Annotated in this window: 16 protein-coding genes; 5 read left to right on the top strand and 11 right to left on the bottom strand. The window is 69.5% G+C overall.

Annotation, left to right across the window (positions count from 1 at the left end):
* Position 1 precedes the first annotated feature (1 nt).
* Entirely contained in the window at positions 2 to 199 is a 198-nt protein-coding gene (locus tag ADK52_RS40325; protein ID WP_078988480.1) for a cation-transporting P-type ATPase, read from the top strand.
* Between the two features lie 191 nt (positions 200 to 390).
* Complete coding sequence (locus ADK52_RS20435) at positions 391 to 2,124, top strand: GAF domain-containing protein (protein WP_053691317.1); 1,734 nt, start codon at positions 391 to 393, stop codon at positions 2,122 to 2,124.
* A 19-nt stretch (positions 2,125 to 2,143) separates the two neighbouring features.
* Here the strand turns inward: ADK52_RS20435 and ADK52_RS20440 are convergent, their stop codons facing one another.
* From ADK52_RS20440 to ADK52_RS20450, 3 genes are all read right to left on the bottom strand, one after another.
* The gene (locus ADK52_RS20440; RefSeq protein ID WP_053691278.1) at positions 2,144 to 2,848 is read right to left on the bottom strand and encodes a response regulator; all 705 of its coding nucleotides are present in this window, start codon (positions 2,846 to 2,848) and stop codon (positions 2,144 to 2,146) included.
* Positions 2,849 to 2,952: 104 nt separating this feature from the next.
* Positions 2,953 to 3,600 (bottom strand): CBS domain-containing protein, encoded by a 648-nt coding sequence (locus ADK52_RS20445; RefSeq protein ID WP_053691279.1) that lies wholly within the window; start codon positions 3,598 to 3,600, stop codon positions 2,953 to 2,955.
* A 25-nt stretch (positions 3,601 to 3,625) separates the two neighbouring features.
* A complete protein-coding gene (locus ADK52_RS20450; RefSeq protein WP_053691318.1) occupies positions 3,626 to 4,027 on the bottom strand; it encodes a Crp/Fnr family transcriptional regulator in 402 nt (133 codons plus the stop codon).
* A 269-nt stretch (positions 4,028 to 4,296) separates the two neighbouring features.
* Here ADK52_RS20450 and ADK52_RS20455 point away from each other — a divergent pair, with 269 nt between their 5' ends.
* The gene (locus ADK52_RS20455; protein WP_053691319.1) at positions 4,297 to 4,767 is read left to right on the top strand and encodes a pyridoxamine 5'-phosphate oxidase family protein; all 471 of its coding nucleotides are present in this window, start codon (positions 4,297 to 4,299) and stop codon (positions 4,765 to 4,767) included.
* 51 nt (positions 4,768 to 4,818) lie between these two features.
* Here the strand turns inward: ADK52_RS20455 and ADK52_RS20460 are convergent, their stop codons facing one another.
* On the bottom strand, positions 4,819 to 6,507 hold the full coding sequence (locus ADK52_RS20460) for a carboxylesterase/lipase family protein (protein WP_234344083.1): 1,689 nt from the start codon (positions 6,505 to 6,507) through the stop codon (positions 4,819 to 4,821).
* Positions 6,508 to 6,660: 153 nt separating this feature from the next.
* On the opposite strand from ADK52_RS20460, the gene ADK52_RS20465 reads away from it, so the two are divergent.
* Positions 6,661 to 7,593 (top strand): MerR family transcriptional regulator, encoded by a 933-nt coding sequence (locus ADK52_RS20465; RefSeq protein WP_063783897.1) that lies wholly within the window; start codon positions 6,661 to 6,663, stop codon positions 7,591 to 7,593.
* A gap of 54 nt (positions 7,594 to 7,647) precedes the next feature.
* Here the strand turns inward: ADK52_RS20465 and ADK52_RS20470 are convergent, their stop codons facing one another.
* A complete protein-coding gene (locus ADK52_RS20470) occupies positions 7,648 to 8,166 on the bottom strand; it encodes a cupin domain-containing protein (protein ID WP_182508747.1) in 519 nt (172 codons plus the stop codon).
* An 81-nt stretch (positions 8,167 to 8,247) separates the two neighbouring features.
* Between ADK52_RS20470 and ADK52_RS20475 the strand changes: the two genes are divergently transcribed.
* Positions 8,248 to 8,856, top strand: coding sequence for a TetR/AcrR family transcriptional regulator (locus ADK52_RS20475; protein WP_234344085.1), 609 nt, complete (start codon positions 8,248 to 8,250; stop codon positions 8,854 to 8,856).
* Positions 8,857 to 8,915: 59 nt separating this feature from the next.
* Here ADK52_RS20475 and ADK52_RS20480 read toward each other — a convergent pair whose 3' ends face one another.
* From ADK52_RS20480 to ADK52_RS20505, 6 genes are all read right to left on the bottom strand, one after another.
* On the bottom strand, positions 8,916 to 9,776 hold the full coding sequence (locus ADK52_RS20480) for an MBL fold metallo-hydrolase (protein ID WP_053691283.1): 861 nt from the start codon (positions 9,774 to 9,776) through the stop codon (positions 8,916 to 8,918).
* 9 nt (positions 9,777 to 9,785) lie between these two features.
* Complete coding sequence (locus tag ADK52_RS20485; RefSeq protein WP_053691284.1) at positions 9,786 to 11,162, bottom strand: ArnT family glycosyltransferase; 1,377 nt, start codon at positions 11,160 to 11,162, stop codon at positions 9,786 to 9,788.
* Between the two features lie 152 nt (positions 11,163 to 11,314).
* The gene (locus ADK52_RS20490) at positions 11,315 to 12,301 is read right to left on the bottom strand and encodes a glycoside hydrolase family 26 protein (protein ID WP_053691285.1); all 987 of its coding nucleotides are present in this window, start codon (positions 12,299 to 12,301) and stop codon (positions 11,315 to 11,317) included.
* Positions 12,301 to 13,908, bottom strand: a complete 1,608-nt coding sequence (locus tag ADK52_RS20495; RefSeq protein ID WP_182508748.1) for a glycosyltransferase family 2 protein — start codon at positions 13,906 to 13,908, stop codon at positions 12,301 to 12,303. The genes ADK52_RS20490 and ADK52_RS20495 overlap by 1 nt, the downstream gene beginning before the upstream one ends.
* 208 nt (positions 13,909 to 14,116) lie before the next feature.
* The gene (locus ADK52_RS20500; protein WP_234344088.1) at positions 14,117 to 16,348 is read right to left on the bottom strand and encodes a PP2C family protein-serine/threonine phosphatase; all 2,232 of its coding nucleotides are present in this window, start codon (positions 16,346 to 16,348) and stop codon (positions 14,117 to 14,119) included.
* A 193-nt stretch (positions 16,349 to 16,541) separates the two neighbouring features.
* Entirely contained in the window at positions 16,542 to 16,982 is a 441-nt protein-coding gene (locus ADK52_RS20505; protein WP_053691286.1) for a VOC family protein, read from the bottom strand.
* Between the last annotated feature and the right edge of the window lie 73 nt (positions 16,983 to 17,055).

Raw genomic sequence — 17,055 nt, forward strand, 5'->3', positions numbered from 1 at the left:
GATGACCGGCCGAGCGATCGCCACGGCCTCTGTCGGCTCCTCCGCTCCGACGGGACTGACGCAGGCCGAACGCCGGCTGGCCCGCTACGGCCGCAACGAGGTGGCACCACCCCCACCGGCACCGATCCACCAGCGGGTGCCGGCACAGCTCCGCGATCCACTGAGCCCGCAGGGCGCCCTCTCACGGCCTAGCAGCTGAGACCGGTGCGGGAACTGCTCACTGCGGTGTTACCGGCAGCTGCTGCCAAAGCCGGCTGTCCGAACCCTTCCGAGCTGCGCCGGACCCACCCCCTGGCGGGCGGGCCGCACCGGCTGAACGGCACGCCCGCCCGGCCGGGATTACCGTGAAGGAAGCGGCGCCCCACGGCTGCTGCCGCCCCGGAGGTGGACATGAGCGCAGGCGGTCGGTCCGCCCAGGCGAGCGGCGTGCCACGGCTGCGGCTGGACGAACTGCTCGACGAGCTCCAGACCCGGATCGACGAGGTCAGAGGCACCCGGGACCGGCTGAACGGCCTGCTCGAAGCCGTCATGTCGGTCGGCCGCGAACTGGACCTGCCCCAGGTACTGCGCGGCATCGTCGAGGCCGCGGTCGTCCTCGTCGACGCCGAATACGGGGCCCTCGGCGTCATCGGCGACGAGCAGAAGCTCGCCCAGTTCCTCCCCGTAGGCATCAGCGACGAGCTCCGCGCGCAGATCGGCGACCTGCCCTCCGGCCACGGCATCCTCGGCGAGCTGATCCGTCACCCGGAAGCGCTGAGGCTCTCCGAGCTCTCCGAGCACCCCGCCTCGTACGGCTTCCCGGCCCACCATCCCCCGATGCACTCCTTCCTCGGCGTACCGATCCGGGTCCGCGAGGACGTTTTCGGCAACCTCTACCTCACCGAGAAGCGCGGTGGCACCGACTTCGACGAGGAGGACGAAGCGGTCCTGTCCACCCTCGCCGTCGCGGCCGGCATCGCCATCGAGAACGCCCGCCTCTTCGAGGAGGTCCGGCTGCGCGAGCGGTGGCTGGCGGCCAGCTCCGACATCACCAGCGCCCTGCTCTCGGGCACTCCACGGGACGAGGTCCTCGAAGGCATGATGGAGCGCGCCAAGGACATCGCCGGCGCGGACATGGGCGTCTTCTACCTCCTCGGCCCCACGGGAGAACTACGCGGTTCCCTCGCCCTCGGAGAAGGCGCCGGGGCACACCGCGACATCATCCTGCCCAGCACCGAGGGCACCCTCGCCGAAGCCGCCCTCGCCAACGACGGCCTGATCACGGTCACGGACGTGGCGGCCGACGAACGCGTCACCGCCCAGCCGGAACGCTGGACCGGCTTCGGCCCGGCCGTCGCCGTCACCGTCGGCACCAAAGAGAAACTCAGCGGCGTCATGATGCTGGCCAGGCACCACGGCCGCCCCGTGTTCGCCCCCGCGGAGGTCGCCCCCCTGCCCGGCTTCGCCGGCCAGGCGGCCCTCGCCCTGGAGCTGGCCGACCGGCGCCACGACGCCGAGCAGATGAGCCTGCTCGAGGACCACGACCGCATCGCCCGTGACCTCCACGACCTCGCCATCCAGCGACTCTTCGCGACCGGCATGACCCTGCAGAGCGCCCAGCGCTTCGTCGACCACCCCGAGGCCTCCGAACGGCTCGCGCGGGCCGTCGACGACCTCGACGCCACCATCAAGATCATCAGATCCACGATCTTCGGGCTCCGTGAACACGAAGCGCCGGGGACACCCCTGAAGCTGCGCTCCCGAACCGTCCAGGCCATCGACGAGGCTGCCGCCGCCCTCGGGTTCGCCCCGGCACTGCGCATGGAGGGGCTGATCGACACCGACGTTCCCGCGGCCGTGGCCGAAGAGGTCCCCGCCGTCATCGGAGAGGCCCTGACCAACGTCGCCCGGCACGCGCGGGCCACCCGTGCGGAGGTCTCCGTCGTCGCGGCGAACGGCACGCTGACGGTCACGGTGACCGATGACGGCATCGGCCTCCCCGACGGCGGCCGGCGCAGCGGACTGCGCAACCTCGCCGAGCGTGCCGAGAAGCTCGGTGGGAGCATGGCGGTCACTGCGCGGGGTGCGGGGGAGACGGGGACCCTTTTGGAGTGGCGGGTGCCGCTGATCCGAACGTCGCCGTGACCTGCTTCTGTCGACCTGGCTAGTGTTTCGGATCGCCGATGTCGTGCTCGTGCTCGTGGACCTGGGCCGCGATCACGGCCGCTTGGACCCGGCGTTCCACGCCCAGCTTGGCCAGGAGTCGCGAGATGTGGTTCTTGACCGTCTTTTCGGACAGGTAGAGCCGCTTGGCGATCTGCCGGTTGGTCATGCCCTCGCCGATGAGTTCCAGCACGGCCCGTTCCCGCTCCGACAGAGCGGACAGCCGTGCGTCCTCCGGCTCCTTGGGGCCTTCCGGATCGCGCAGGGAACGCATCAGGCGGGCGGTGGTGGCCGGGTCGAGCATGGACTGGCCGGTTGCGACCGTCCGTACCGCGGAGACCAGGTCTGAGCCCTTGATCTGCTTCAGCACGTATCCGGCGGCACCGGCCATGATGGCGTCCAGCAGGGCGTCCTCGTCGTCGAACGAGGTCAGCATCAGACAGGCCAGGTCCGGCATGCGCGAGCGCAGCTCACGGCACACGGTGATCCCGTCGCTGTCGGGCAGTCGTACATCGAGCACGGCGACGTCCGGGCGCAGTGCCGGCCCGCGGGCCAGCGCCTGCTCAGCCGTGCCCGCCTCGCCCACGACGGCGATGTCCGGCTCGGAGTCGAGGAGGTCACGCAGCCCGCGGCGGACCACCTCGTGGTCGTCGAGGAGGAACACCTTGATCGGAGCCTCGGCAGAGGCGTTCGGATCGTCGGCCATGATCGCCCCTGGGTTGGTCCGGAATTCGTCGTATCAGCAGAATTGTCTCAGCAGGGAGCGCAGCGCACCCCATGGCACGACCTGGCGCTTGCCGACGGTACGGACTAGGCGGCTGCCGCACCGAGTGTGCTGTCCAGGTCCATCCTGACGTCCACCACACCTTCGACCGTGCGGATGGCCCGTGCGAGAAGCGGCACCAGGGCGCGGTCCCGCAGCGGGCCGTACAAGGTGACGACGCCTTCCTGGACGACGAAGTTCAAGGTCGTGCCGGGCGCCAGATCGGCAAGCACGGCTTGGCGGATCTCCTCTTCAAGCTCCTCGTCGGGCCGCAGGAACACCTTCAGGAGGTCGCTGCGGCTGACGACGCCCTCCAGCATGTCCAGCGCGTTGACGACCGGCAGGCGCTTGACGCCCTTGCGGGCCATGATCCTGGCGGCCTCGGCGACGGGTGCGTCGGGATGCACGGTGATCGCCGGGCTCGACATGAGCTCTTCGGCCAGCACTCCGGCGGCCTTCGACGCCTCCTCCGGCTGATCGGGCAGGGAGGGATCCGTTCGCCGGAACTCCTCCTTCGGCAGGAGGTCCGCCTCGGAGACGACACCGACGACCCGGCCCTCGCCCGCCAGGACGGGAACCGCGCTGACCTTCCACTGATGCATCAGCTCGACGATCTCCTTGTAGGACGCCTCAGGGCCGATGGCGATCGCGGTGTGCGTCATGACGTCACTGACGGTGTAGCGGGGTGCGGGCATGACCGGCTCCTTCGCCGTACGGCGATCAGAGGAAGCTGCCGCTGCCGTAGGGCGCGTACAGATCGAGAAGCCGTACGCGGGCCGCCTGCAGCCGATTGGCGAGGACCTGCCCGACCCAGTGGCCCAGGGCGGAGCCGAATGCCGCGTCGGCATCCATCAGGGTCCGTACGCGTGCCGCGTCGAACTCATACGCGCGGACGGGCGTCATCGCCTCGGCGCCCAGACGCCAGGAGTAGGGCTTGAAGAGCCACGAGCAGCCGATCAGCTGGCCGGCGCCGAGGCTTTCGATGGCGGCGGCGCGCCGCCCGGGTACGTGCACGTCCAGCGTCACGGTGCCGGACCGGACGATCCAGAATCGATCGGCGTGACCGCCCTCGCGGAAGAGATGCGTCCCCTCGTCGAAATTGACCTCGTGGGCCAGTTCCATCAGTTGGGAACGGCAGTCGGCGGGCAGCGCGGTGGCGAAGCGGGTGAGGGTGTTCACGAACGGCCTCCTTGATTCGGTCCTGTGTTCAGTCTTGGGGGTCCGGCTCATCCCGGGCATGGGCCCTGTGGCCCCCTCTGAGGTCCGACCGGCCCATGCCCGGAGGAGTGCACTCCGGAGACCCTGGCAACAGACGTCCCCCGCGGCTGCCGTCGCCGAGTCCCCTACGGACTACGCGACCGTTGGCCTCCCGCTCGACCGAGGTGGCCACGATGAATAACCGTCGATTCGGTACGGCCGGCACTCCCGCCGTCCTCCGGACGGCGCAGCGACGCGTGGAGGATCTCCCTACCGAGGAGGCGCTGGAGCTGCTGGGTTCCATGGAGTTGGGGCGCATCGTCTTCACCCGGCATGCGCTGCCCGCGGTCCGTCCGGTCAACCACCTGCTCGACGCGGGGGACATCATCGTCCGCGTTCAGGACGGCTCGACGCTCGCAGCCCTGCTCGCGACCCAGGAAGACGCGGGCATCGTCGTCGCGTACGAAGCGGACGCCATCAATCCGCTAACGCACCTGGGATGGAGCGTGGTCGCGACCGGCTACGCCACCGCCGTCACCGACCCCGCCGAGATCGAGCGCTACGCACACCTGCTCCGGCCCTGGGCCGCGGGTACCGGATCGGGTGCCATCCGGATCCGGCCCGACCTGGTCACCGGATTCCGCCTGAGTGAGGACGGCCCGTAGCCGTCGGCCCGTCGCGGCCGGCATCGGTGTGGTCGGCCAGACTTCGCAGGCTCACCGAGGCAGGCGGTCCCAGAACGAGCAGTGGTGCGCGGAGTGTGCGTCGACGGCGTGGATTCCGCCCGGTCCGGGAGCCAGTGACTGCACTGACCGGGGGAGTGGCGGCGCCGTGCGCAGGAGGGGCCAGTGCGGCGCGCCGGAGGTGTTCGGGTTGCCGGTGCGCGCGAAGCTCGTCCAATAGTCGACCATCCGGTCCGACAGAGCGCGCTGGGTGTCGGTCAGCGGTCGCTCGGTGGGGAGGGAGGAGAACAGGAACGGCATCTCGAAGCCGTGCGCGGCACCGTAGGGGAAGCCAGGGTTCGCCGGCAGACCGGCGAGGACCGGAGCGTCCGGATCGCTGAACTCGTAGCCGTAGAGGGGGAGGCCGGGGGCATGCACGGCGATGGCCCGGCCGGCCGCCAGTGTGGTGCAGGTGAAGGATCGATCCGTCAGCAGCGCGGCCCAGGCCAGAGCGGGCGTGGGGTGGCGCGATGCCGGATACTGCGCCTCGACGGCCGGTGCGTCGGCCCCGAAGGCGTCCACCAGGCGGGCGCGGTAGTCGTCCTCGGTGCTGATCGGGAAAGCGGCGAGCGACAGGCCGACGAACATCCGCATCTCGTCGTGGTTGGTGCCCAGGAGGACCGGCACGCGGTGGAAGCGTCCGGATGCCAAGGCCTGGTCGGGTGCCACGGGGAGCAGTGCGTTGCCGAAGGCGGGCCGGTTGAAGGACTGCATCAGCTGCGCGGTCGCGAGACGATCCGTACTCTGCCCGCGCAGGCACGCCAGTATGTCGTCTCCGCCACCCGCTGTGCAGCCCAGTTGCCGGGCGGCTTCCGCGCCGGCCGTCTGGACATCGGTCTCCGGGGCGAACGGCTCGTACGCGGGTGTTCCGGGAGCGAGAGCGCCGCGCGGGAAGGACGTGAGGCAGGAACCGCTCTGGAGTACGGCCCGCTGGAAGAGCCCGGCGGCCGTCGGTGAGGTGAGGTGTGCACAAATGCTGAGGGCACCTGCGGACTCACCGAACAGCGTGACACTGCGCGGATCACCGCCGAAACGCGCCGCGTTCCCCTGCACCCAGCGCAGGGCGGCCTGTTGGTCCGCCAGGCCGAACGGCGGGGCGGAACCCAACCCGGAGTGGCCGAAGTAACCGAAGATCCCCAAACGGTAGTTGACCGTGACGACGACCGCGTCACCCCGGACCGCCAGTCGTTCGGCGCTGTAGTCACTGCCGGAACCGCCCAGGAACGCACCGCCGTGCATCCACACGAGCACGGGCCGCATCTTCGCCGCCGGCTTCGGCGTCGGCACGGTGACGTTGAGGTAGAGGCAGTCCTCCGAGCCGGCGACCCCACTCGCACCTGGTGTCGGCATCTGCACACAGCGTTCGGCCGGCTTCGTCGCATCCCGGACGCCATGCCACGGGGCGGCGGGGGCGGGGGCGCGCCAACGGAGCGGTCCGGTCGGCGGCGCGGCGTAGGGAAGGCCGTTGAAGGTGGTGTAGGAGCCGTGGGACACACCACGTACCTGGCCGTGGTCGGTTCGGACGACGGTACCGCTCGGCCCGGCGGAGTGCGCGGAACCGGGTGCGCCGGCCGCCGGTACGGCGGTGGCCGTGAGTAGTGCCACCGCGCCGAGGAAGGGGAAGAACACCGCACGAAGGGCGGCTCTTCGGCATGGACGTGGTGCCGGCGTGACAGGAGACATACGTATCCACCGTTCTTGGTCGGGTCGGCGTGGTGCGGGGCCCGCACAACACCGGTGAGGCCACAACGAGGCCTGGGCGGGGGAGCGGTGCGGACCGACGCGGTCAGTGCTCAATACGCTAGGACCTCCCGTGCACTGGAGGTTCAAGAGACTGTGACGCAAGACACCTGGAGCATCGGTGAACTCGCCACCGGAACGGGGGTGCCGGTGAAGACGCTCCGCTACTACTCGGACAGCGGTCTGCTGCCCGTGGCCGGTCGTAGCACGGGCGGTCATCGGCGTTACGGCCCGGACGCGTGGGAGCGCATCCGTCTCATCAGGCGCCTACGGGCGCTGGACACCCCCATCGCGACGATCACGCAGGTGGTCACCGGTGAGTGCTCCCTCGGCGAGCTGGTGTCGACCGAGCTCGAATCGGTGCAGGAACGACTGACCGAACTGCGCTGGCGTCAGGCCACACTCGAGTCCCTGGACGACTGCACGGGTGAGGAACGGCTGCGGCGTCTGGAGATCCTCTCGCGTGTGCAGCGGCTCCCGCAGGCGCGTCGTACGCTCACGGATCACTGGTATCGCGAGCTGTCCGCGGCCATGCCCAAGCGCCGACTCGACATGATGATCGCGATGCTGTCCCCCGACCCTCCGCAGGACCCCGCGCCCGCCACGGTCCTGGCCTACGCCGAGCTGCATCTGCTCATCTCCACGCCCAGTTTCACCCGCTGGACCCAGGACCACGACGAAGAGATGAGGGACGGCCCGGCCTTCTACGGGGAGATCGACGATGCTGCCGCTCTCACGGTCGCGGCTTTGGCCCAGGGGCTGCCGCCCAGCGCCGGGGATGCGGTGAACGCTTTCGTGTCCGCCCACGCACGAGCCCGACGGGAGTCGGACACGCCCGCCTTCCGCGAGCATCTGCACGGGCTGGTGTCGAGGTCATCCGGCTTCGACCCTCGCCTGGAGCGCTATTGGGCTCTGGTCGGCACCGTCACCGGCGGGCGCGTGCTGAACATGACGGTGGCCCATCGATGGCTGACCGACGGATTGTCGATTTCGATAGCCGAAAACGCGCCTTCGACGGTGAGGCGGTGAGGGGAGCGATCTCCAAGAAGCCTGTGACTGGGGAGGAAAGCCCAAGGAAGCGGGTCAGACGCCGGGCGGGGGCGTCAGATCGAACCGTGAGATGACGTCGGGCAGCCAGGCGGGCCGCCCGAACTCGAGCCCGTACTTGGCGGCGAGCACCGGTATCGCGTCCTCTGTCGGTGGCGGCCCGTCGGCGAGCATCTCGGCCAGCTCGCGGAAGAAGTGTTCGAATCCGGCCGGGCTGATGATCTCGATCATTCGGGCCGGGACGGAGCCGGCGTTCCACATGGCGTGGAGTTCCCCCCGCGGCTTGGTGATGTAGCCGCCGGAGCCCAGAACGGTCTCACGGTCGCCGGAACGGAAACCGATCTCGCCCTCGGTGACGATCGAGTACTCGTCCTCTCGGGTGTGCAGGTGGGGCGGCACCAATGCCCCGACCGGGAAGGGGTGCTCCACGACGGAGACCGCGCCACCGGTGTCGTCCCCCCACAGCTTGAAAGCGACCCCGATCGAGCCGAGGAAGGCCTCGGTCCCTTCGCCGGGGCGAACGATGGTGAGCGGCGGGGCCAGCGGCTCTGTCATGGTGATCACTCCCTGACAGGATTTGGAGATACACTGGTGTTTATTTAATAGTTTCCACCGCGGGCCCGGGGGCGTCAAGTTTTGAGTGAACAGAAGCGTTCTACGAAATCGCGTGGCTACGAGATGCGCAAACGCGCCGAGGACGTGAGCCGGACGCGGCAGCGCATCATCGAGGCCGCCACGCATCTGCACGGGACGGCGGGCCCGGCATCGACGAGCATCGCGGCGATCGCCGACCGCGCCGGGGTCACCCGGCTGACCGTGTACCGGCATTTTCCGGATGAGACGTCGTTGTTCGAGGCGTGCTCGGGACACTGGCTGTCGCTGCAGAGGCTGCCCCGGCCCGAGGGATGGGGCGCGTTCGAGAACCCCTTCGAGCGGCTGGCGGCCGGGCTCACCGACATCTACCGCTTCTACCGCTCGGGCGAGCAGATGCTGACGCTCGTCATCCGCGACCAGCACGCCGTACCCCAACCGATCCGGGAGGCCCGGGAGGAGCTGACCCGCAAGTACGTCGAAGTCCTGGCCGGCGCATGGCCTGAGGCCGGATCCCCGGTCCGGCGGGCGGTGATCGGCCATGCCGCGGCGTTCTCGACGTGGCGCTCGCTGTGCCGGGAGCAAGGGCTCACGGACCGCGAGGCGGTCGAGGTCATGGTCGCGCTGGTGGAAGCGGTTGGCACGAAGTCGTGAAGGTGTTGCGCGGAGCCGCCCGGTTGTCGATCTCCTCGCCGAGTTGACGGGCCCGCAGGTCAGTCCCGGTACACGACGATGAAGGCGCCACGGGGATGGGAGCCCGATCGACCTGCCGTCTCCGCGAGGGCGCGGCGCAGGTCGTACAGGTGGGTGGTGGCGAGTTGGAGCGGGGGCTCGTCCGGCTGGTGGGTGGTACCGCGTGGGTAGTCGGTGTTCGGTTGCGTGGTCATCTCGATGTGGCAACCGAGGACGTGGGTGATCGGGCGGGTCGCGCAGAAGTCCACGAGTCGCTCCACCGTGTCGGCGTAGGCCGCCCGGTCCTCCACGTAGAGGCGCCCTGGGTAGAGCGAGTCGCCGGTCAGCAGCAGACCCGTGTGCCGGTCGTGGAAGACCAGGGCGGCGGCCTGGTGGCCGGGCCCGGGGACGAGGTCGAGGACACGTCCGCCCAGGTCGAGCTCGGCGGTGCCGTGCGGCCAGTCGTCGAGTCCGAAGTGGGCCGTGACCTCGTCCAGCCCCGGGCCGACGATCGTGGTGTCCGGTCGGTCGGCGAACTGTCCGTCGCCCGCGATGTGGTCGCCGTGCCCGTGGGTGTGAGCGACCGTCAGCCCGTACCGTGCGCGGGGATTGCGCATCAGCCAGTCCTCGATCAGGGCGTCGACGGTCGCGCGCAGGGGGAAGTAGCCGGGGTCGGCGGTGGCGCCGGTATCGATCAGGAGCGCCCGTTCGTTCCCGAAGAGGAGGAAGAGGAACGGCGCCTCGTAGTGCACCGACTTGTTCTGGCGCAGGATCACCGTGTTCTGGGTGTACGCGTGGACCTGGATCTCAGGGGCGGGATCGTGCTTGGGGGAGGGCCAGCCCGCGTGCCACACGGCGTCCAAGCTGCCGGGGACCGGGGCGCCGACGAGGAAATCGATCACGACCCCAACCTATCGCCGCCGCCCTCGAATGGATACGTCATATCCCTCGGGGCCCACCCGATCCCTGTGGTGTTCTGGCACCGTTCGGGAGCTCGACTGTCGCCAAGCGGGCAGTTGGGGGCGTGCCACTGACGGTGCGTGGTCCTGCCGTGCAGGTAGTAGGCGGGCACGTCGGGCGTCGAGCTGAGGCAGTGGCCATCGCTCCACGTGGGAGGAGATCGTACGGATCATCGTCGAGGAGTCGGGCCGGCTCGCGAACCGCAGGTCCGCCTGCGAGATCCCCAGACACAGCGACACCGTCCACAGCGCGATACCGAGGTGGGGGTGGCGAAAATGCGCTCCTACCAGCCGGGTGAGGCCGACGCCGGCCATCGGCGCGGCAAAGAGCAGACCGAAGCCGATGTGCTTGAACAGGGACGCAACCGTCCCCAGATGCATCTGACAGACGGGCGCGAGCAGCGCTGTCGCGCAGAGCAGCGAACCCAGCAGTGCCCGCTGCAAGCGGGTGGGCCGGCCGGGCCGGGAGGGGAGCGGCGACTCGTGCATGCGGCCGCGCAGGGCGTACGAGATCGTGCCCCCGACCGCTGTGAGGAACATCAGTCCGCCCCACTGGCTCGACTGCTCCAGCAGGAATACGGCACCGTCGGAGCCGTGCTCGCGGTTGGTCATGGTCATGGTCATGGTCTGCCGTAGGCCGGCCAGCAGGTCCGTGCCGTACGTGCCGTACGTGCCGTACGTGCCGTACGTGCCGTACGTGCCGTACGTGCCGAGGGCGAGCAGGGCGCCGATGCCCAGGGCGAGCAGCAGAGGTCGCAGGAAGGCCTTGCCGCGCCGGTGCGGCAAAGCGGCGAGCAGGGCCAGCCCGATGACGGTGGGCAGGTACAGGCCGGAGGCGTGCTTCACCCCGACGGCGAGGGCCGCGACGGGTGCGGCGAGCAGCACGCCGGGAGCAGGCATCCGAGCGGTGCGCACGACGATCCAGGTGGCCAGAGCCAGGAGGAACATGGCGGGCGCGTCGTAGGTGGCCAGATGTCCCATGACGATGGTGGACTGCACGACGGAGAACAGGGCCGCCGCGGCCAGCCCGGCCCGCTCGTTGAACAGGCGCCGTGTGAAGGAGTAGAGCAGTCCGGTGGTGCCCAGCATGAAGAGCAGGCTGAGCGCCCGTGCACCGTAGAGCCCGAACGTACCGTCCACGGCAGCAGCCAGTACCGGGTACAGCTGGGGTGAGCCGGAGAGGTATGCGGTGTGGTGGAACGGCAGTGGTGTGCCGTGGAGCAGGTGACTGAGCTCGGCGTGTCCGGCGGTCAGGTACAGGGCTTCGTCCTGGAACGCCGTACCGGACAGCCTCAGGGAGAGCATTGCCTGGAAGGCCAGTACCGCCATCAGGACGGCCCTGCTGACCCAGGTGCGCCGTCGGCAGCCTGTCGGGCTCCAGGCAGCCGCAGGAACCTTCGGGAGGCGGTAAGCCGCCGCGCTGGGGTCACCGGGCTGTGCCGGGACGGGGGAGCGGGTCTGGGAACCGCGCTCTGTGGGCGTCATCGGACTTTCCGCACGTCAAAGCCGTACAGGTCGTTTTCGGCCTGGCGCCTGAACTCGGCGGTGCCCTCCGGGCTCGCGGTCAGCCGCCAGTCGGCGCGCGCTTTGTAGTCGAACCAGGCGAACCCGATGATGTCGGGGGAGGAGTGGATGCCGCTGAAGAGCGCGCGCACGTGTTCCGCCCGGCGCTTTCCCGGCATGGCCGCGGTCTCCACGAGGAGCCGAGGTTTTCGGCTGAACCTGTCGATTTCCGTCATGGTCGCCCCGAACAGGCCGTTGAAGGAGTGCGGATCCCAGTCGGTGAAGTAGCCGACCAGGCCGACCCAGTCGACGTACGTGTCGCCCGGGTAGTAGGGGCTCAGATCCTTGTGGGTGCCTGGTTGGACAATGTTGGGTGACCAGGTCCAGATCACGTTGGTGGCTCCGACCTTTGCGAAGAGATCGTGGATGTGGCGCCATGCCCGGACGTATTCCCGCGGCGTGGTTTCGGCGGTCCCCCACTGTTCCCAGTCGCCGTTCATTTCGTCCGCGAAGCTGATCGCGATCGGGATGTTCAGGGTCCTGACGGCCTTCGCGTACTCACGGACGTACCTGTCGGAGGCGCCATCGGCGATCCGGGTCGGTGTCGTGCCGTGCGGCTCCCAGGACACGACCGTGACCGCCCCCGAGTTCCAGGCGTTGCGCGTGCCCGATGCGTCGAAACCGTCGCCCCAGCCCGCGAAATAGTGGATCAAATTCGGTTGTTTCCCGACCGTCCGGGCCCAGTCGTGCACCGGCGCCATGGAATGCGGCGCCTTGGGCCGGGACACCCCGAAGTACTTCTTCGAAGGGTGCAGCAGCGGGCGTACGTCGTGAGGGGGGCTCCCGGCACCGGCCTCCGCGCGGAACCGGTCGGCCGTGAGGCCCTGCGTACAGGCAGCCACCGAGAACACCAAGGAGCCGAGTGGCACGAGCAGGGCGGCTGCGACAACGCGATTCAGGCGCATCAAGCCGCTCCTGCCGCACGAGGCTCCAGCAGCACTCTTGCGACGATCGCCGCGTAGAACAGTCCCGAGGACAGCAGAAGGATGAAGTCGGCAGGATCAAGGGTGAGCGAGCGCCATGCGGCGGTGGCCACCCAGAGCAGGGCGGTCCCGCCGCCCCACCACCACATGCCGATCCGATGGCGTTTCGTGCCACTGCGCTTCGCGGCACGGGACCCGGTCGCCTGCCATCCCACACGGCGCCCACGCAGGCCATCCCAGATCGCAAAGAAGTGCGCCCATCCGTACATCATCCGCACCGCCCACGCCTCCAGCCGGTAGGGAACCCGGTGCCACAGAGGGAAAACAGTGGTCGTATAAACGATGCTGGGCAAGACCAGCCAGAGGGACTCCACGGTGGCTTTCTCCGGAAACGCCAGCAGCAGCAGAATCGGAATGAGAGGCGCCGCGAAAGTGAACAGGGCCGTATGGATGTAGTAGAGGAAACCCGATAGGTAGCACAACCTGCTGGAAGTCCGCATCGTGGTCTGCCAGAACTTCACACTGCCCAGCAGACTCATGGAACCGGCACACCAGCGGTACTGCTGGTGGAAGAACGCCTCCGCGCCGTCCGGGCAGACACCCGTCGCCAGCGCGACCGGCACGTAGCGAAGGCCCCACCCGAGACGCCGCAGATCGAAGCCGGTGTGCACGTCCTCCGAGTGCTCGATGAGAGTGGTACCACCGTTCTCCTCGAGCGCTGCGCGCCGGTAGACGGCACAGCTGCCGACGCAGATCGCCCCGTCCCTGCTCTGCCGGGACACCTGAACGGCACGGTAGAAGAGCTCCTGTACGGCGCCGGCACCACGCTCGATCCAGTTCTGGGCGTCCAGTACACGGAAGTACTGCGGGGACTGGACGATGGCAAGCTGCTCGTCGGCCGCCAGATAGGGGAGGAGTTCGTGCAGCAGATCTGCGCGTGGGGCAAAATCGGCATCGAGAACAAGAATGTACGTGCCGTCGGTGCGGCCGAAGCCGAAGTGTAGATTACCGGCTTTCTTGAACCATCCCCGGTTGCTGCGAGTGGCATAGCGGAAACCGAATTCTCCGGCCATGGCCCGCAGTTCAGGGCTGGCCGAATCGTCCAGGACGAACGGTTCGCAGTCGCCCGGGTAGTTGTCCACGAGTGCGCGGACATGCGCCCAGGTATTGTGCAGAACCTCGATCGGCTCGCCGCACACCGGCAGGAAGACGTCCACCGAAGGATAGACGGCAGGGCGCCAGTCGCCCACGAGCCTTCGATGCCGCACGAGATCGAAATCCCTGCTGAACAGATTCACCCGCAGCGAAGCCACGTAGTAGAGCATGGTGAATGCCAGGAGCGGGGCGAGCAGCCACAGCAGCGGCGCGGAGTGGATCAACCGGAACTGACTCACCACCAGGCAGCTTATGCTCACCACCGACGCGACGATCAGCACCCACAGGCGGCGTCCGACATAGGCGTACTTCTCGGAGTCCGATGGCGGAACCGGCAGCAGGCCGGGGGTAGCCGACCCGTCCGATGGTTGCCGTAGACCCTGTCGACTTCTTGCACCTGACCGCGCGACACGAGCGGCCTCAACTGAACTCATACAGGTCTCCTGAGCTACCGCCTCGCAGGGATCGAGGCAATACGCCGGGAAACATAAGACGGTGTCACAGGGCGTCGCGGTTAACGCGATCCAATGTTCCGGTACTTAACTCGAAATAATGCAACGGGTTACCCGAAATGACACAGAGGTACATTGATGTGATATTTGTACTGATCTTCAACCCCCGCTGGAAATGCTCCTATCACGCTCACGTGTGCCGGCCCTCCTGGGCGAAGCGCAGCAGGAGCAGGGCGATGTCGTCGGTACGGGGGGCTCCGCCGCGGGCCTGGCCGATGAGGTCGTCCGCCAGCGTGCTCACCGGGTGGCGTTCGTGGGTCGCGCTGATGCGGGCGGCGACCGACGCGATGCCGTCCTCCAAGTCCTCGCCGGGAACCTCGACCAGCCCATCGGTGAACAAGGTGAGCAGGGTGCCCGGCTCGAACGGGACCTCGACGGCCGTGTACGAGGCGTCCGGGTCGATGCCGAGGAGCAGCCCGGGCGGCAGGTGGAGCACCTCCGCCGGGCCGCCGGCGTGGCGCAGCAGCGGGTGCGGGTGGCCCGCCGTGGCCAGGTGGGCGGTGCGGGCCGCGAGGTCGATGTGGGCGTACACGCAGCTGGTGAACAGTCCCGGTTCGAGGTCGGTCAGGAGGCGGTTGGTGCGGGCGAGGACCTCCGCCGGGGGCGCGCCGGCGGTGGCGTGGACGGCCGTGCGGACCTGCCCCATGAGGGCGGCGGCGTTCACGTTGTGGCCCTGGACGTCGCCGACGGCGGCCGCGACGGTGGTGTCGTCGATCCGGATGAGGTCGTAGAAGTCGCCGCCGATGTCGAGCCCGTGCGCCGCCGGCAGGTAGCGGGCGGCCACTTCGAGGTGCGGTACGCCGGGCAGGGCGCGCGGCAGCAGGCCGGTCTGCAGACTGTGGGCGAGCTGGTGGGTGGCGTCGTAGAGGCGGGCGCGGTCCAGGGCCTGGGCGATGAGTCCGGCGAGGGAGGTCAGGATCGCCCGTTCACCGGGGACGAACGTACGGGGGCGCGCGTAGGCCAGGATGAGGGTGCCGATGGGCCGGCCGGACGCGATGAGGGGCAGGAAGGCCCACGCCGCCATTCCGTCCCCGATCAGGACGGCCGGGAAGGCGGCCGCGAGCTCGCCCGCGTCCGCGAAGAACAGCGGCTCGCCCGTGCGCAGGCCATGGGTGCTGGCCGTGTGGACACCGAGCGGGATGCCGTCGTAGCGGTCCATGAGCTCGGCCGTGTAGCCGCGGAAGCCGACGATGCGCAGGCGCTGCTCCTCGGCCACCAGAAGGGCCAGGGCCTGGGCACCGAGCGCGGGAACGAGCAGGTCGGCAGCGTGGTCGACGACGTCGCGGGCGTGGACGGCCTCCGTGAGGGCGGCCGCCAGGTGCATGAGCTGGTAGAGGGCGGTGGCCCGGCTGGGTGAGGGCTCCGCGGGGGCGGCTGTCGGCGGGGCGGGCGGCGGGATGGGTTCCTCGGCGGCGACCGGGGTGATGCGGACGCTGATCCCGGTGTCGTCCGGGTAGAGGTCGAAGCGCAGGTAGCGGCCGATCGGGGGCGCGGCGGTGAAGCTGCGCGGCAGTCGGCTGATCGCCGCGGCCCGGTAGTGGTCCTCGATGACGGGGGTGTCCATCCAGGGCAGCGCTTCCCAGGGCAGGGCGCCGCGGAGGCGGGAGACGGGTGCGCCCAGCAGCTCGGCCGCCTCGGCGGTGATGAAGGTGATCGTGCCGTTCAGATCGAGTGCGCAGTTGCCTCCGGGCAGCCGGCGGATGAAGGCCATGGCGGCGGCTGCCTCGACCGGTCCGGGCGTGGGAGGGGGAAGCGGTCGCAGCATGACCGGGTGCGCCGGCGGACGGACGGGGTGTCCGGCGTCGGCGGCCCGGCGCAGGTGGTTCGCGAGACGGCCGCAGGCCGAGTCCACGGCGGCGCGTTCCCGGTCGGTCAGGTGGGGCGCGTGGGAGCCGGGCCACAGGAGTACGAGACCGGCCCCGGTGGGCTCCGCCGCCTCGGGCGCCGGGTCGGGGACGAGCGGGGCGGCGGCGAGGGCGAAGTCGTACGGCAGGACGAGGCCGAGGCGGGGGTAGCGCCGGGCCGTCTCCTCCTGGCCGCCCAGCCAGACGAACCGCCCGTCGCGGACCGCGTCGGCCACGGGGATGGAATCGTCCATGACGACCCGGGACCAGGGCAGCGCGAACTCACGGGCCAGGCCGAGGGTCATCGCCAGGTGCAGGACGCGCCGGTCGGGGTCGGGCAGGTAGATCATGCCGATGGACGCCCCTGCGGCCGCGCACGCCCGGACCAGGGCCTCGCCGAGCGCCCGCTGATCGGCCGCCTCAGCCGCCTCAGCTGCCTCGGCCGCCTCAGCTCCCTCGACGCCCTCGGCGGGCTCGGGCCGCTCGGCTCCCTGGTCACGCCCTGGAAGGTTTCGCACGCGTCCATGGTCCCCCCACACGCCGCCCGCGCGTCGTCACCGGCCCGCCCCGGCGAGCCAGCGCCCGTTCGCCTCCGGCCCGGTGTGCGAGCGGACGGTTACGGGGTGTCACGGCGCGGGTCGCCGGCTCCTGGCTGATCGGGCGCTTGAGAACCTCGATGATCTCGTTCGGTGCATGCTTCGGTTCCTCCGCTCAGCTCAGTTGCTCGGCCAGCCCGACGATGATGCCTTCCGGGCCGCGGAGGTAGCAGAGCAGATAGCTGTCCTCGAACCGGGCGATCTCGCCGACGAGTTCGGCGCCGTGAGGGCGCAGGCGGGCAACGGTGTCCTCGATGTCGTCGACGGCGAACATGACGCGGTGCGTGCCCAGAATGTTGTGCGGCCGGTTGCGCGGCCCGGCGCTGGTCGCCGCTGGGCTGCGGTACTTCGCCAGCTCCAGCCGGCTGTGACCGTCCGGGGTCCGGACCATCGCGATGTCACAGTGGACGCCGTCGAGTCCGGTGCACTGGTCGGCGACGAGGCCCTTGACCTCCGCCCTGCCCTCCAGCTCCATACCGAGCTCCACGAAGAACGCGATGGCGGCATCCATGTCCTCGACGACGATGCCGACGTTGTCCATCCGCTGAATCGCCATGCCGGTTTCTCCTTCTTCCTCGTACGGCCGACGGCGGCCGCTGATGTCCCTGGGACGGAGCCGGTGGCCCGTT

The sequence above is a fragment of the Streptomyces sp. WM6372 genome (genome assembly GCF_001279655.1).
Lineage (GTDB): Bacteria > Actinomycetota > Actinomycetes > Streptomycetales > Streptomycetaceae > Streptomyces.

Excerpts from the sequence above, each read along its gene's own strand:
- ADK52_RS20435 (WP_053691317.1), top strand. The coding sequence starts at position 391 with ATGAGCGCAGGCGGTCGGTCCGCCCAGGCGAGCGGCGTGCCACGGCTG.
- ADK52_RS20490 (WP_053691285.1), bottom strand. The coding sequence starts at position 12,301 with ATGCGCCTGAATCGCGTTGTCGCAGCCGCCCTGCTCGTGCCACTCGGC.
- ADK52_RS40325 (WP_078988480.1), top strand. The coding sequence starts at position 2 with ATGACCGGCCGAGCGATCGCCACGGCCTCTGTCGGCTCCTCCGCTCCG.
- ADK52_RS20470 (WP_182508747.1), bottom strand. The coding sequence starts at position 8,166 with ATGACAGAGCCGCTGGCCCCGCCGCTCACCATCGTTCGCCCCGGCGAA.
- ADK52_RS20460 (WP_234344083.1), bottom strand. The coding sequence starts at position 6,507 with ATGTCTCCTGTCACGCCGGCACCACGTCCATGCCGAAGAGCCGCCCTT.
- ADK52_RS20445 (WP_053691279.1), bottom strand. The coding sequence starts at position 3,600 with ATGCCCGCACCCCGCTACACCGTCAGTGACGTCATGACGCACACCGCG.
- ADK52_RS20440 (WP_053691278.1), bottom strand. The coding sequence starts at position 2,848 with ATGGCCGACGATCCGAACGCCTCTGCCGAGGCTCCGATCAAGGTGTTC.
- ADK52_RS20450 (WP_053691318.1), bottom strand. The coding sequence starts at position 4,027 with ATGGAACTGGCCCACGAGGTCAATTTCGACGAGGGGACGCATCTCTTC.
- ADK52_RS20495 (WP_182508748.1), bottom strand. The coding sequence starts at position 13,908 with ATGAGTTCAGTTGAGGCCGCTCGTGTCGCGCGGTCAGGTGCAAGAAGT.
- ADK52_RS20455 (WP_053691319.1), top strand. The coding sequence starts at position 4,297 with ATGAATAACCGTCGATTCGGTACGGCCGGCACTCCCGCCGTCCTCCGG.
- ADK52_RS20485 (WP_053691284.1), bottom strand. The coding sequence starts at position 11,162 with ATGGCGGTACTGGCCTTCCAGGCAATGCTCTCCCTGAGGCTGTCCGGT.
- ADK52_RS20505 (WP_053691286.1), bottom strand. The coding sequence starts at position 16,982 with ATGGCGATTCAGCGGATGGACAACGTCGGCATCGTCGTCGAGGACATG.